At 66.5% G+C, this 14,409-nt stretch carries 12 protein-coding genes; 4 read left to right on the top strand and 8 right to left on the bottom strand.

The features are described from left to right. Positions 1 to 13: 13 nt before the first annotated feature. From CFR78_RS09895 to CFR78_RS09865, 7 genes are all read right to left on the bottom strand, one after another. Positions 14 to 388, bottom strand: coding sequence for an OmpA family protein (locus tag CFR78_RS09895; RefSeq protein WP_007399345.1), 375 nt, complete (start codon positions 386 to 388; stop codon positions 14 to 16). A 136-nt stretch (positions 389 to 524) separates the two neighbouring features. Continuing rightward, complete coding sequence (cydC, locus tag CFR78_RS09890) at positions 525 to 2,222, bottom strand: thiol reductant ABC exporter subunit CydC (protein WP_034931603.1); 1,698 nt, start codon at positions 2,220 to 2,222, stop codon at positions 525 to 527. Further along, a complete protein-coding gene (cydD, locus tag CFR78_RS09885) occupies positions 2,219 to 3,931 on the bottom strand; it encodes a thiol reductant ABC exporter subunit CydD (protein ID WP_034931600.1) in 1,713 nt (570 codons plus the stop codon). The genes cydC and cydD overlap by 4 nt, the downstream gene beginning before the upstream one ends. 98 nt (positions 3,932 to 4,029) lie before the next feature. Beyond that, complete coding sequence (locus tag CFR78_RS09880) at positions 4,030 to 5,832, bottom strand: sensor histidine kinase (RefSeq protein ID WP_181417519.1); 1,803 nt, start codon at positions 5,830 to 5,832, stop codon at positions 4,030 to 4,032. Next, positions 5,833 to 6,015: a hypothetical protein gene (locus CFR78_RS16620; RefSeq protein WP_110581103.1), complete on the bottom strand. Its 183-nt coding sequence runs from the start codon at positions 6,013 to 6,015 to the stop codon at positions 5,833 to 5,835. Between the two features lie 148 nt (positions 6,016 to 6,163). Next, on the bottom strand, positions 6,164 to 6,727 hold the full coding sequence (locus CFR78_RS09870) for a sigma-70 family RNA polymerase sigma factor (RefSeq protein ID WP_034931669.1): 564 nt from the start codon (positions 6,725 to 6,727) through the stop codon (positions 6,164 to 6,166). Between the two features lie 104 nt (positions 6,728 to 6,831). Next, a complete protein-coding gene (locus tag CFR78_RS09865; RefSeq protein ID WP_034931595.1) occupies positions 6,832 to 7,314 on the bottom strand; it encodes a sigma-70 family RNA polymerase sigma factor in 483 nt (160 codons plus the stop codon). 139 nt (positions 7,315 to 7,453) lie between these two features. Here CFR78_RS09865 and CFR78_RS09860 point away from each other — a divergent pair, with 139 nt between their 5' ends. The 3 genes from CFR78_RS09860 to CFR78_RS09850 all read left to right on the top strand — a co-directional run bounded on the left by CFR78_RS09860 (position 7,454) and on the right by CFR78_RS09850 (position 11,584). Then, positions 7,454 to 8,194: a response regulator gene (locus CFR78_RS09860; protein ID WP_034931593.1), complete on the top strand. Its 741-nt coding sequence runs from the start codon at positions 7,454 to 7,456 to the stop codon at positions 8,192 to 8,194. Between the two features lie 130 nt (positions 8,195 to 8,324). Continuing rightward, entirely contained in the window at positions 8,325 to 9,716 is a 1,392-nt protein-coding gene (locus CFR78_RS09855; protein ID WP_034931590.1) for an alpha,alpha-trehalose-phosphate synthase (UDP-forming), read from the top strand. Between the two features lie 41 nt (positions 9,717 to 9,757). Further along, the gene (locus tag CFR78_RS09850; RefSeq protein ID WP_034931589.1) at positions 9,758 to 11,584 is read left to right on the top strand and encodes an ABC-F family ATP-binding cassette domain-containing protein; all 1,827 of its coding nucleotides are present in this window, start codon (positions 9,758 to 9,760) and stop codon (positions 11,582 to 11,584) included. Here CFR78_RS09850 and CFR78_RS09845 read toward each other — a convergent pair. Then, positions 11,572 to 12,591: a Gfo/Idh/MocA family protein gene (locus CFR78_RS09845; RefSeq protein WP_034931587.1), complete on the bottom strand. Its 1,020-nt coding sequence runs from the start codon at positions 12,589 to 12,591 to the stop codon at positions 11,572 to 11,574. The two genes, CFR78_RS09850 and CFR78_RS09845, sit on opposite strands and share 13 nt — an antisense overlap. A 267-nt stretch (positions 12,592 to 12,858) precedes the next feature. On the opposite strand from CFR78_RS09845, the gene secD reads away from it, so the two are divergent. After that, a complete protein-coding gene (secD, locus tag CFR78_RS09835; protein WP_084149701.1) occupies positions 12,859 to 14,409 on the top strand; it encodes a protein translocase subunit SecD in 1,551 nt (516 codons plus the stop codon).

Below are 14,409 nucleotides of genomic sequence, written 5' to 3'. Positions count from 1 at the left end.
GGTGCGCCGTCGCTCAGTGTCCGCCCACCTCGATCTCGACGCGGCGGGACGCCAGCGCACCGCTTTCATTGTTCATCGGGCCACGCGGCTGCTGGCGGATGCGGCTGGTGTCCACGCCATCCACCACCAGCTGGCGGGCGACGACCTTGGCGCGGTCAATGGCCAGCAGTTCATCGGCCGACAGGTCATGGCTGGCGGCGGCGTAACCTTCGACACGCACATTGGCGTGGCTGGCCACCGCCCGCTGGGCCGCCTGCGTGATGACAGTCTGGGCCGGCGTGTCAAGCTGGGTGGAGTTCTCGGTAAAGAACACGACATATTTGCCCGGATGGCCACCAGCGCATCCTGTCAGCAGACCAAGACCAAGAAGAAGGGACAGGCGACGCATGATGAACTTACTCCTGTTTCAGAGATTCAAAAGACGGACCGCTTGCGCGCTTCTGGTGCGTCCGACCCGGTTTTCCGCTACTTCGTGCCCTGCGGGGCTGGGCACGTCAATCCTCTGGACCGACATGCCCGCCTTCTTATGCACCAATACCGGCCATCTTGCCGCCAGAAATCCGCCATGCGTGATCCAGTTTTTCAACCCCCGCCAGCCGGTGGGCAATCAGGATGACCGTGCGGCCGCGTGTGACCTCATTCAGGGTCAGCAGGAATTCCTGCTCGGTCCGCGCATCAAGCCCCGTGGCCGGTTCATCCAGAATCAGAATTGGCGCGCGTGAAAGCAGGACACGCGCCAGCGCAAGCCGCCTGCCCTGCCCGCCCGACAGACTGGCCCCGCCTTCCCCCAGCCAGCTGTCCAGCCCTTCGGGCAGATCACGCACCACATCGGCCACCCGGGCCTGCTCCAACGCGGCCCACAGTTCCGCCTCGTCCGCGTCGGGCCGACCCAGCAGCAGGTTGGCACGAATCGTATCGGCGAACAGATGCGTCGCCTGTGAAAGCCATGCAATGCGCCCGCGCAGGTCGTCATCGCGGATGGTGGCGATATCCTGCCCCCCCAGCGTGATGCGTCCCGCCTCGGGCGCCACCACCTTGAGCAGCAGCGCCGCAAGGGTGGACTTGCCCGCCCCCGATGCCCCGAGTATCGCAACGCGCTCGCCCGCCGCTATATTTAGGCTCAGGTCATCCAGCACCGGCTGGCGGTGGGCATCCCAGCGGAAGGTAACGTGCTCGAAGCGGATATCCGTGCCGGCCGGTGCCGGTTCGGTGCCTTCGGGCGGGGCATGTTCGGGCATGGCGCCCACCGCCACCACCCGCGCCGCCGCACGGGTAATGCTACCCGCCAGCGCACCGGCACGGGTCAGGCCGCCCACGCTTTCAAACGCCGCCACGGTCAGGAACAGCACGGCTGCCGCGGGCAGCGGGGCAATGCGCGGCAGGCCCAGGCCAAGGGCCGCCGCCAGCACGGCCACAACCGCCGCCTGCCCGCACAGATAGGACGCGGCACCGGCCAGGGCCAGCATGCGCGCCTGCCGCATCTGTGCGCGGAACAATGCCGCGTCACGGGCATGGACATGGTCACGCATGCGGCCTTCCGCGCCAAAGGTCGCGATCTCGCGCAGGCCGCCCACCATATCCAGCACGCCAATGCGCAGCTGCGCGCTGGCATGGCTGACCAGCCCGCCCTCGCGCCGCCCCAGAATGGCAGCAAGCAGGGGCAGGCCAAAGGCACCACAGGCGAACAGCCCGCTCACCACCAGTGCCAGTTCGGTATCCACCATATTGATGGCAATGAACAGGAACGGCAGGACCAGCAGCGCACCCGCAAGCGGGATGATGATGCGCAGGTAAAGCCCGTCCAGCGCCTCGACATCGGACACCAGACGCGACAGCAGGTCACCCGCGCGGCGGAAGCCAAGCCCCGCCGCGGCGCCACGCGCCAGATGGCGGAAGAACCAGACCCGCACATCCGCCAGCGCGCGGAACATGGCATCATGCGTGACCAGACGCTCGGTATAGCGCAGGATAACGCGCGAGGCGCCAAAGATGCGCAGCGCCCCGGTGGTGACCACCAGCATGCCCACCGTCATGGCCGCCACACGCAGCCCCGCCGCCCGCATGAGCAGCAGCCCGATCAGCAGCGCCAGCAGCGACAGCAGCGCGCCCGCCGTCAGCAGCGGCGCGCGACGCTGCCATATCTGCAAGATCTGCAGCACCGGGGCCAGCACGCCCTCACGCCGTGCCTGGCGCGAGAATTCCCGGTTTTCCGTGGATTTCACGATGCATGCTCCCCGCTGGTGACAATCCGCCCGTGGTCAAGGTCGATCCGCTGGCCGCCAAAGCCAGCCGCCGCCGGCGAATGGCTGGCCAGGATGACGGTGCGATGTTCCGCCAGCCTGCGCAGGCTGGCGAACACATCCGCCTCGGTTTCCGGGTCGAGATGCGAAGTGGGTTCATCCAGCAGCAGCAGCGGCGCGTCCTTGAGAAAGGCGCGTGCGATCGCCACCCGCTGGGCCTGCCCGCCGGACAGGCCGAACCCGCCTTCACCAATGCGCGTATCAAGCCCGTGGGGCAGATGGGCCACGAAACTGTCCGCCGCCGCCGCCGTGACGGCGGCCTGCAGCTGGGCTTCGGTCGCACCGGGACGAGCAAAAAGGATGTTTTCGCGCAGCGTACCCGCGAACAGCACCGGCTTCTGCCCGATCCACGATGTGATGGCCACCAGTGCGGCGGGATCGATGGCCGCCATGTCGGTGCCATTGAAGGTGATGCGCCCGGCTGCGGGCTGGATGAAGCCCAGCAGCATCTCGATCAGGGTGGACTTGCCCGAACCCGACGGCCCCCACAGCACGACGGCCTGCCCGGCGGGCACGGTGAAGGAAATGTCCTCCAGTGTCGCCCCCCGCGCGGCGTCCCACGCGAAACCCACGTTCTCGAACGCCACCCGCACGCCCTGCCCCGCGTCACACAGCGCCTGGCCTTCGGCCCGCGCGGTGGCGGCATCGGGCAATATCCGCATGGCCGCCGCCGCACCCGAGGCATGGGCACGATCCTGATAGGCCAGCGCCAGACTGCGGAAGGGGGCGAAGAACTCCGGCACCAGCAGCACGACAAACAGCCCGCGCGCCACATGCGCCGCCATCACGGTGGCGGGCACGCCCTGTTCATGCAGCGCCATGATCTGCGCCCCGTTGCGCAGCGCCACCAGCACCAGCGCCACGACCAGCGCGCAGTCAATGGAGGCGGAGGAGAGGAACGCGACACGCAGCACCTTCATGGTCCGCATGCGCAGTTCCTCGGCGCTTGCGGCAAGGCGACGGGTCTCGTCCTCGGTCCGGCCGGACAGCACGATGGTGGCAATGCCACGCACCCGGTCCAGAAACCGCGCCTGTAGACGGGTCATGGCCAGGAACTGGTTGCGCGACGCCACGGCGGCCCCGATGCCGAACAGCGCCTGACCAAACGGCACGGCAAGGCCGCATGCCGCCATGATCAGCGCCGAACCCGGCTGGACCAGCGCTGCAAGGACGCCAATGACAAGCGGCGCCGCCACCCACAGCACGGAAGCGGGCAGCCAGCGGGCAAAAAAACCGTCCAGCGCCTCGATCCGGTCAACGGCAAGGGCCGTGAGTTCCCCGCTATGGTGGTTGCGCAGCAGGCCCGGCCCGCCGCGCAGGATGGCATCGACCACGCCCCCGCGCAGCCGCGCGCGCGCCTTCATGCCCGCACGCGCGGCCAGCACGTCAATACCCATCTGCAGCGCGGCGCGCAGCACGGCCAGCCCGACAAGACCGGCAAGCGGCCATGCCGCCACCTTCGTACCGCCCGGCACCAGCACGCAGGCCAGTATGCTGGCCACGCACCAGACCTGTCCCACCGCCACACCGGCCACCGCCAGCCCCAGCAACACTACAGGCATGGCCAGCCTGCGCCCAAGGCGCGACTGTGCCCTGGTCCACGCCTTCATCACTGTCTTGTCATCGTTCATGACCGCTCCCTATACCGAATGACACGGCACAGGGACAGTCATCATGCGCCACCCCAAACTGCCCGGAACATAACTCTGCCATGCATTTTTGCATGCGATCAGGGGGCCATTTCGTCTTCTTCGGGCTGCTTTAGTGGAAAAACAAGGACATAACGTGTCCCGTTTTCCTCAAAAATCTGCAGGTTGCCCCCCAGCTGGCGCGCAAAGCCCCGGATCAGCTGCATGCCGATGCCACTGCGGGCCTCATGTTCATGCGCATTGCTGCGCACGGCGGCCATGCCCACGCCGTTATCGGCAATCCACAGGCAGGCCCGCCCGCCATCCAGCGCGCGCAGCCCCACTTCCAGCGTGCCGCGCTGCTGGTCGGGGAAGGCATACTTGATCGTGTTGCTGACCGCTTCCGTCACGATCAGGGCCAGCGGCACGGCCTGGTCGGGCACCATGAGCAGGTCATCCACGCGGATGTCGAGCGTGATCCGCCCTTCGTCGGATTCGCCAATGGCGTGCATGATCTGGCCGCACAGTTCGCGCACGAAGCTCTGCATGTTCAGGCTGTACAGTTCCCCATCGGCGTACAGGTAGCGGTGCAGGGTGGCCAGCGCGCGCACGCGGTCGCGCGCCTGGGCGAATTCTTCCCTTGCCGCGGGCTGGCGGATCCGCCCGGCCTGCAGGTTGAGCAGGGACGCCACGATCTGCAGGTTGTTCTTGACGCGATGATGCATTTCCTTGAGCAGCAGTTCCTGGCGCACCTGCGCGCGTTCCAGCCGCTTCTCATGCCGCGCCAGCCTGCGCGTCGCCTTGCTGAAGGCGTGGGCAAGCTGCCTGACCTCCAGCGGCATGGCCCAGTTGGAACGGACTTCATACATCCCCCCCAGCTGCCACTGGTTGACCGATGCCGTAAGCCTGCGCAGCGGCGTTATGACCAGCACGTCGGCGCTCTTGGACGCACCCAGCAGGCCGACAAGCAGCAGCCGCCCGCTGCTGACCAGCGATATGGCGAACATGACCACCGCGTGCCGCTCCCCCGCGTTGCGCCGCGTCATGGTCAGCACATGCACGCCCCCCAGTACGCGCCCCACGGAAAACGCGCCGTCCGACAGCGTGACATGGACCTGTTCGTGCCCCTGCGCCATCATGGCGCGCGCCCACTGCATGATCCGCGCCGGGGGGCGGGTGACCCAGTTGCAGTCCGCGCACAGCGGGGCCGCCATGCGGGCACGGGCGTCCAGCACCCATATCTCGATCGGGCCATTCTGCTGCAGCAGGTCAAGCCGGGGGTCGCTGGACTGCAGGATGCTGCTGCGCCAGGACAGGGGCATGACGGCGGCAAGATAGCCCGCGCGCGCCGGGCGGCCCATGTCGTCACTGATCATGGTGGCGACGGTAATGCGGAAGAAAGCGGGAACGTTGGTCAGCGGATCGGTAATGACCCGCATGCCGATATCACCCTGGAAGCGGGGCATGTCATCCACCGTAAGCGGGATGACATCCGTCATGCGGCCCACGGCGGTCAGGATGTTGCCGCGGTCATCGGTCAGGGCGATCTGGCTGTAATGCTGCCCGGTCAGGGACTGGACCAGTTCAAGCATGCGGTGCAGGCCGCCGTCATCAAGCCGCATGCGCGAGACGGCCCTGAGCAGCGAGCCGAGATGCTCGGATTCGTGGCGCAGTTCCAGATCAATGCGCGCCACGGCCAGGTCCGTGCGATAGCCCGGTGCCTCCAGCGTGTTGTGATAGCTGTGCCACGCCTGCACCGCGCCGATCATGGCAATGGGGGTGGCGGCCAGCAGGATGATGGCCATCATCCGGCCACGCACGGCATCGAACACACGACCGATACGGGTGAACAGGCTACGGTGACGGCCCTGCCTGCCCTGACCCGGGGAGCGAAATACGGACATTTATTTTGTCCGTTTCCGGTCTTCCTCAATCAGGCGCAGCAGTTCCTCGGAGACAGGTTCCTTGGTCACATCATCGAACAACTGATGCAGCCCCCGCTTCAACCATAGCTCGAACGCATCATCCGATCTGTTTGTGGACTTCTTTCCTGGTTGCCTGGGAGGACACTTGTCCTTCAGAGCCATCGCATTATCCCGAAGTAAATTCCCACCTCAACCACATCCCCGCACATGCGGGAACGTGCATCTTACCCTGCTGTATCCTGACAGACTGGCGCGGGCATACCTGTCAGTGCCATATTAACACCACAATTCAAAGTGGGAATTCGCTTGGTCAGAACGATGCCGCAACAGGTTCGCCCACGCGGGCGCGCAGGCGCTGCACGGCCCCGCGCAGTTCGACGGTCGACAGGTCACGCTCCTCACCATACAGCCATGTGGCAAGCTGGCGGCGGGCACGGAACACGCGGCTCTTGGCGGTGCCCACGGCACATCCCGTGGCGGCGGCCAGTTCGTCATAGCTCATGCCCTGCATCACCACCAGCACCAGCGCCTCGCGCTGGTCGGCGGGCAGGCGGTTCATGGCTTCGGCCAGTTCCTTGACCACCAGGCGCTCTTCATGCGCGCCGCTTCCCGCCATGGCGGACGCGGGCACGTCCTCGATATTGCCGGTCTCGCGCTTCTTGCGCAGGTCGGAAATGAAACGGTTGCGCAGGATGCGGTGCATCCAGGCGGAAAAATTGGTGCCGGGCGTGAAGCTGTGCTGCGCAGCCAGCGCGTTGCACACGGCATCCTGCACCAGATCATCCGCCGCCGCGCGGTTGCGCGTCAGCGACAGGGCCTGAACGCGCAGGCGGGGCAGGATTGCAATCATCTCGTCATGGAAGCTGCCGGTCATCTTGGTCTCCGCTTTGATGTCGTTCATGCAGAGGGAATGAACAGGAAGCGCGAAAGGTTACATCCGGGCATATAACGAAAACGCGAGCAGGCGGAAAAAGGCCCCTACGCCCCCCGGCCCGGGCCACCGTCGCCCATGTATTCCATGATCTGCACGCGCGCGCGTGACACACGGGCCTTGATCGTGCCGACCGTCACGCCGCACACGGCCGCGGCCTCCGCATAGGTCATTTCCTGAACGCCCACCAGCACCAGCGCCTCACGCAGGCGGGGGGAGAGCCGCCAGATCGCGCCGTTGAGGTCACGCAGGGCATCGGCCTCCCCTTCCGGCGTGCCGCTTTCGGGACGGTCGGGACGCAGGGCGTAATCCGACATCACATCGCGCTCGCGCCGCCTGTGGCGCGCCTGCTCGTAGAACAGGTTGCGCGCGATGGTGTACAGCCACGCCTTCATGCTGGTGCCGGGCGTGAACTGCCCGATCGCATCCAGCGCCCGCAGCACGGTTTCCTGCACCAGATCGTCCGCCGCCGCCGCCTGCCCGGTCAGGAAACGGGCAAAACCCCGCAACTGGGGGAGAAGGGCAAGCATCTCCCCACGCAAGTGCGTGACCGCCGACGGATCAAGTGGTATTCTGGATTCCAGTTTGTTTACTCTTCAACTCTTGCAGCACAGCCTAACGCTGTCATGATCCGGAGTGTAACAGTTTATCTGGGGAGATGAATGCCTCATGCCGCTATCACGGCGTCAAGACCTGCTTCGCGCCCTGCCCTATGCCCGGCGTTACGCCCGCGCATTATGCGGCAGCCAGTCCAGTGGCGACCTGCTGGTGGCCGAGAGCCTGCGCGAACTCATGGCGGTGGATGATCCCGCCATGCCACCAAGGCTGCGTCTGTACCAGTGGATCTCGCGTCACCATGCGCAGAACGGCACGGAAAACACGAAGGCGGGCGGCATGCCGCCCATGGCGCGCAAGCTGCTGCTGCTGACATCGCTGGAGGAACTGAGCCCGGCCGACGCCGCGCGCGTGCTCTCGCTCAGCCCCACGCAGGCCGCCACCATGCTGGAAGATGCCCATGCCCGCCTGCGCTCCTGCGCGCAGACCAGCGTGCTGATCATTGAGGACGAACCCATCATCGCGATGGACATCGAGGAACTGGTGCGCCAGTGCGGGCATACCATAGCCGGTGTTGCCAGCAGCGAGGCCGAGGCCATCCGCCTGGCGCGCGAGACCCGTCCCGGCCTGATCCTGGCCGACATCAACCTGGGTGACGGGGGGGACGGCATGCACGCGGTGTCCAGCATCCTGCAGCATCAGGACATTCCCATCATCTTCGTCACCGCCTATCCCGAGCGCCTGCTGACCGGCGACACGATCGAGCCCGCCTTCGTCATCACCAAGCCGTTCGAACCGCTGACCCTTGCGGTCTCGACCTACCAGGCCGTTTCCGGTGGCGTGCCCCTGAACTGACGCAACCGCATGCCAGCACTGGCGTCAGTGGCATCCCCTCCCCCCGCCGTTGCGTATATGCTGAACGTTCCGGCCGTGCAGTCGGGCGGTGCTGGTGCACTACTGCAACCGCTTAATTCAAGAGGGCAGAATGAAACGGCTGGTCATCGTCTCCAATCGCGTTCCCGTTCCCAAGGAAGGACTGCGCCCCGGTGGCCTGGCCGTCGTGCTCAAGGACCTGCTGGCACGCAAGGGCGGCATGTGGTTTGGCTGGAACGGCACCTGCCACCCCGACGCGGCCCACCTGCCCCCCGCACTCCAGAAGGCCGAAGGCGTGGAATACGCCACCATCGGCCTGACCCCGGCCGAGCACCGCAATTACTATACCGGTTTTTCCAACTCCACGCTGTGGCCGCTCATGCATTCCCTGCCCGAGCACATCCACTTCGAACGGCGCGAGCTTGCCAGCTACTGGTCGGTCAACGAACGGTTCTGTGAAAACCTGCTGCCGCTGCTGCGCGCGGATGACGTCATCTGGATCCATGACTACCACCTGCTGCCGCTGGCCGCCCTGCTGCGCCGCCATGGCGTGCGCCAGCCCATCGGCTTTTTCCTTCACACCCCGTTCCCCGCGCCGGACATGCTGGCCACCGCCCCCGATGGCGGCACCTTCCTGCGCGACCTGCTGCGCGCCGACCTGCTGGGTTTCCAGACGGCGGATGACACGGCCAATTTCATCTTCGCCGCCACCCGCAAGGCGGGCGCCGTGGCCATGGGCGACGATGCCCTGACATTTGAAGGGCATACGGTGCGGGTCGGCACCTTTCCCGTCGAAATCGACCCCACCCGCTTTGCCGCGACCGCGCGCGATGCCGCGGACCTGGAGGACCTGCGCCGGCTGTCGGGTTCGCTGGCGGGGCGCAGGCTGGTCTTTGGCGTGGACCGCATGGACCCCACCAAGGGGCTGGACCACCGGCTGGCGGGCTATGAACGCTTCCTGGAAACCTATCCGCAGCGCGAACGCCAGGTCACGTTCCTGCAGATCGCGGCCGAAAGCCGGACGGATGTGGCATCCTACCAGGCGCTGCGCAACAAGCTGGAACACCAGATCGGCCAGCTCAACGCCCATCGCGGGCAGGCGGACTGGACACCGCTGCGCTTCCTGACACGCGGCAGCCCGCGCCCGACGGTGGCAGGCTACATGCGGCTGGCCGATATCGGCTACATTACCCCCCTGCGCGACGGAATGAACCTGGTGGCCAAGGAATTCATCGCAGCCCAGGACCCCGAAAACCCTGGCGTGCTGATCCTCTCCCGTCTGGCTGGCGCCGCAAAGCAGCTGGATGCCGCGATCCTGGTCAACCCGCTTGACCATGATGACATGGCCGACGCGCTGGAACGCGCGATGGTGATGTCGGCCGCGGAACGGCGCGAGCGCTGGCAGTCCTGCTGGAACAGCATCGCCAGCCGCACCGCCCTGGGGTGGGGGCTGTCGTTCCTGAACATACTGGAGGGGGCGAAACAGGCGTGCCCGCCCGCGTAGCAGCCCTTGCACACCGTGCCATGGAAGGGACATAAGCGGACATGGCTTCTCCTCCCCTTCTTCTCCTTCAGGATATTACCCTTACCCTTGGTGGCGCGCCGCTGCTCAACGGGGCGGGATTTGGCGTGGGCGCCGGTGAGCGGCTGTGCCTTGTCGGCCGCAACGGATGCGGCAAGTCCACCCTGCTGCGCATCGCGGCGGGTGAGATACAGGCCGATGACGGCACCGTTTTCGTCCAGCCCGGCACCACGATACGCTACCTGCCGCAGGAACCCGACCTGTCGGGCTTTGCCACCACGCTGGATTACGTGCGTGCCGGCATGGGGCCGGGCGACCCGGATTACCGCGCCGAACTGCTTCTGACGGAACTGGGGCTGAACGGCACGGAAGACCCGGCCACCCTCTCGGGCGGGGAAGCACGACGCTGCGCGCTGGCGCGGGCACTGGCCCCCGAACCCGACCTGCTTTTGCTGGATGAGCCGACCAACCATCTGGACATGCCCACCATCGAATGGCTGGAGCGTGAACTGCTGTCGCTCTCTTCCGCCATGGTCATCATAAGCCATGACCGCAGGCTGCTGGAGACGCTGTCGCGTTCGGTCGTGTGGCTGGACCGGGGCATCACCCGCAGGCTGGACCAGGGATTCGCGCGCTTCGAGACATGGCGCGAGGACGTGCTGGAGCAGGAAGAACGCGACAGCCACAAGCTGGACCGCCAGATCGCGCGCGAGGAAGACTGGATGCGCTACGGCGTGACCGCGCGCCGCAAGCGCAATGTCCGCCGCGTAGCCGAACTGGCCGAACTGCGCAACACCCGCCGCAATGCCATCCGCCCGCAGGGCGGGGTAAAGATGGAAGCACGCGAGAGCGACCTGTCGGGCAAGCTGGTGGCGGTGGCCGAGGACATCTCGCGCGCCTATGACCCCGCCCACCCGGTGGTCAGCCATCTTGACCTGCGCATCCTGCGCGGGGACCGGCTGGGCATCGTGGGCGCCAATGGCGCGGGCAAGAGTACGCTGCTGCGCCTGCTGACGGGCGTGGACAGGCCGGATTCGGGCACCATCGCCATTGGCAGCGCGCTGAACGTGGTCACGCTGGACCAGCAGCGCCGCACGCTCGACCCCAATGCCACCCTGGCCGATACGCTGACCGGCGGCGGCGGCGACATGGTGCAGGTCGGCAGCGAGAAGCGCCACGTCATCGGTTACATGAAGGACTTCCTGTTCCGCCCCGAGCAGGCGCGCACGCCGGTGGGCGTGCTGTCGGGCGGTGAGCGGGGGCGGCTCATGCTGGCCTGCGCGCTGGCCCGGCCCTCAAACCTGCTGGTGCTGGACGAGCCGACCAACGATCTTGACCTTGAAACGCTGGACCTTTTGCAGGACATGCTGGCCGGCTATTCCGGCACGGTGCTGCTGGTCAGCCATGACCGTGACTTCCTCGACCGGGTCGCCTCCTCCATCCTGATGGCGGAAGGCGGCGGGAAATGGGTGGAATACGCCGGTGGCTACAGCGACATGCTGGCCCAGCGCCGTGATGACACGCTGGCCGCCCGCCCGCGGCAGGAGCGCACGGACACCACACCGGCCAGAACCGACGTGACGCCTTCCCCGTCCCCCCGCCAGCCCGCGCGCAAGATGTCCTACAAGGACAGGCACGCGCTGGAACAGCTGCCCAAACAGATGGCGGCGCTGGAAAGCGAGATCGAACGCCTGCGTGCCCTCCTGAGCGATGCGGGACTTTACGCGCGCGACCCCGCCGCCTTCACCGCCGCCACCACGGCGCTGGAAAAGGCGCAGGCCGACCTGACGGCGGCGGAAGAACGCTGGCTGGAACTGGAGATGCTGCGCGAGACGCTTCAGTCCCCCTGAACGGGGGGAATGATCAGGCCCGATGCTTCCATCCGCGCACGGGTGGCGGCAATGCCCTGCGTTACCGCAAGGGCCGCCGCCAGCGCGCGGCGTCCGGCCACGGCATCGACCAGCACTTTCGCCCCATCAAGGCAGGAGGCGGCAAAGGCCGCGTGCTCGGCGGCCAGCGTGTCATGGTCGCGCCATGTCACGGCTTCGCGCCGGAAGCCGCCCGTGCCCGGCAGCGGCAGGCCACGCTCGCGCCCGATCATGGTCAGTTCACGCTTCATGAAATCGGCGGACAGGTAGCCTTCCTGCGAGAACAGGCGCATCCGCCGCTCGGTCTTGAGCGAGATGCGGCTTGCGGTAATGGTGGCGACACAGCCATTTTCAAAACGTACGCGGGCGTTGGCAATGTCCTCGAACGGGGAACTGACGGCCGCCCCCAGCGCGTCCACGCTCTCGATCGGGCTGTCCACGATGGCCAGCACCAGATCAAGGTCATGGATCATGAGATCAAGGATGACCGAGACATCCGTGCCGCGCGGCTTGTAGGGGGCGATGCGCGTGGCCTCGATATAGAGCGGGCGGGAAATGCGTTCGGTAATGGCCCGGTGCTCGGCCGAATAGCGCAGCAGGTGCCCCACCTGCAGCACCACACCCTTCGCATGGGCCAGACGGGCCAGTTCGTCAGCCTGTTCCAGCGTTGCGGCCATGGGTTTTTCCACCAGCACATGGCGGCCCGCCGCAAGGGCCTGCCGGGCCAGGTCGAAATGATATTCGGCAGGGGCCGCGACGATGATCGCATCCGAACAGGCCAGCAGATCGGGATAGGACAGCACCGGCACGCCACCGGCTTCCCGCGCCACCACGCGCGCGCGGTCCCCATCCGGGTCATGGATGCCCGTCAGGACCTCACGCGCGGAATCCAGCACCTTGAGCGCATGGAAACGGCCAAAATGCCCGGCCCCCACAATGCCGATGCGCAGCTGCCGCCCTGCCGTACCCGCGCCTGCCGCCTGCGTCATGCCCCGTTCCTGTCCTGACGTGTTCCCTCCATCCCGATTAGCAGCCAGGGGCGGCGGCGCACACCCCCGCCACGCTCACACCCGGCATGAATGAAAAAACGGAATGCGGCAAAACGGCAACGTCCACCATGCCTGTGGCGCATCAGCGGTTGCATCATCGGGCCGGGAGCGGCATGTTCCCGCCACTGAATTTCGTGCACACGAGACATTGACCATGCCGGGCAAGGGAACCGGCCCAGCCGGGCGTAGGGAGCTTTCCATCAAGTCATGATGTATTACAGTCGGCTCAGAATGGCCTCGGTCATTGGCGTATGTCTGGTCGGGCTGGCGCTGTGCCTGCCCAATGTCATACGCCAGCCCGTGGCATCCCTGCCCTGGCGCCAGATCCATCTGGGCCTGGACCTGCGGGGCGGGTCCTACCTGCTTCTGCAGGTGGACATGAACAGTGTCGCGGCCGACAGGCTGCGCGGCCTGCAGGATGAAACCCGCCAGACGCTGCTGAAAAACAGCCTGGGCTACCGCAACCTGGCCACCACCGCGCACGGCGTGACCTTTACACCCCGCACCCCCGAGGAAACCCGGCCCGACCTGAAAGCCCTGCGCGCCATGCCGATGAACGTGCCGGGCGAGTTCACGGTCGAGCAGGGCGGGGACGGGCAGATCACCCTTACCCTTTCGGCCGACGCGGCCCGCCAGCGCGCCTATGACGCGGTGACCCAGTCGATCGAGATCGTACGCCGCCGGATCGATGCCACCGGCGCGATCGACCCCGAGATCACCCGCCAGGGCGAGGACCGGATCATTGTGGAACTGCCCGGCATCAGCGACCCCGAGCGGGTGAAGAACCTGCTGGGCACCACGGCGAAGATGACATTCCATCTGGTGGCGGATTCCGCCATCGGTTCCTCCGTCCCGCCGCCGGGCGTGGACCTGCTGCCCATGAGTGATGGACAGGGCACGCTGCCGGTATTCTCGCATGTGGACGTGGATGGCGCGGACCTGACCAATGCCAGTGCCTCGATCGACCAGCAGAGTGGCGAATGGGCGGTGAACTTCACCTTCGATTCGGCCGGGGCGCAGGAGTTTGGTGACGTGACGCGGGCGAATGTGGGCAAGCGCTTCGCCATCGTGCTGGATAACAAGGTGATCGAGGCCCCGGTCATCCGCACCGCCATTACCGGCGGCAGCGGGCAGATTACCGGCGGGTTTTCCGCCCAGCAGGCCACCGACATGGCCCTGCTGCTGCGCGCGGGCGCGCTGCCCGCCCCGCTCAACGTGATCGAACAGCGCTCCATCGGCCCGTCGCTGGGTGCGGATTCGATCCGGGCCGGCGGCTACAGCCTGGCCGCGGGCTTCGTGCTGGTGATCGCGTTCATGGCGCTGTTCTACGGCCGGTTTGGCTGGTACGCGAACATTGCGCTCCTGGCCAACCTTGTGCTGATGACGGCCATCCTGTCGCTGTTCGAGGCAACACTGACCCTGCCGGGCATGGCGGGCATGCTGCTGACCCTGGGCATGGCGGTGGATGCGAACATCCTGATCAACGAACGCATCCGTGAGGAAGTGGCCCGTGGCCGCAGCGCGCTGCAGGCCATGCAGGCCGGCTTCGAGCGGGCCACAGCCACTATTGTGGACAGTAACGCCACCGCCCTGCTGGCGCATGTGATGCTGTTCGTTTTTGGAACCGGGCCGGTGCGCGGCTTCGCGCTTACCATCACGATCGGTATCGTGACGACCCTGTTCACCACCCTTCTCCTGTCCCGGATGCTGATGGTGCGCTGGTATGCCCGCACGCGCCCCAGCACCCTGCCGGTCTGA

The organism is Komagataeibacter rhaeticus (assembly GCF_003207855.1).
Lineage (GTDB): Bacteria > Pseudomonadota > Alphaproteobacteria > Acetobacterales > Acetobacteraceae > Komagataeibacter > Komagataeibacter rhaeticus.
Note: the sequence above shows the minus strand (reverse complement) of the source record. Positions and strands in the feature narration are given on the sequence as shown.

Bases quoted from the DNA above. Each gene is read 5' to 3' on its own strand.
- CFR78_RS09860 (WP_034931593.1), top strand. From the start codon at position 7,454: ATGCCGCTATCACGGCGTCAAGACCTGCTTCGCGCCCTGCCCTATGCC.
- CFR78_RS09865 (WP_034931595.1), bottom strand. From the start codon at position 7,314: ATGCTTGCCCTTCTCCCCCAGTTGCGGGGTTTTGCCCGTTTCCTGACC.
- CFR78_RS16620 (WP_110581103.1), bottom strand. From the start codon at position 6,015: ATGGCTCTGAAGGACAAGTGTCCTCCCAGGCAACCAGGAAAGAAGTCC.
- CFR78_RS09880 (WP_181417519.1), bottom strand. From the start codon at position 5,832: ATGTCCGTATTTCGCTCCCCGGGTCAGGGCAGGCAGGGCCGTCACCGT.
- CFR78_RS09895 (WP_007399345.1), bottom strand. From the start codon at position 388: ATGCGTCGCCTGTCCCTTCTTCTTGGTCTTGGTCTGCTGACAGGATGC.
- cydD (WP_034931600.1), bottom strand. From the start codon at position 3,931: ATGAACGATGACAAGACAGTGATGAAGGCGTGGACCAGGGCACAGTCG.
- CFR78_RS09855 (WP_034931590.1), top strand. From the start codon at position 8,325: ATGAAACGGCTGGTCATCGTCTCCAATCGCGTTCCCGTTCCCAAGGAA.
- CFR78_RS09850 (WP_034931589.1), top strand. From the start codon at position 9,758: ATGGCTTCTCCTCCCCTTCTTCTCCTTCAGGATATTACCCTTACCCTT.
- secD (WP_084149701.1), top strand. From the start codon at position 12,859: ATGATGTATTACAGTCGGCTCAGAATGGCCTCGGTCATTGGCGTATGT.
- CFR78_RS09870 (WP_034931669.1), bottom strand. From the start codon at position 6,727: ATGACCGGCAGCTTCCATGACGAGATGATTGCAATCCTGCCCCGCCTG.
- CFR78_RS09845 (WP_034931587.1), bottom strand. From the start codon at position 12,591: ATGACGCAGGCGGCAGGCGCGGGTACGGCAGGGCGGCAGCTGCGCATC.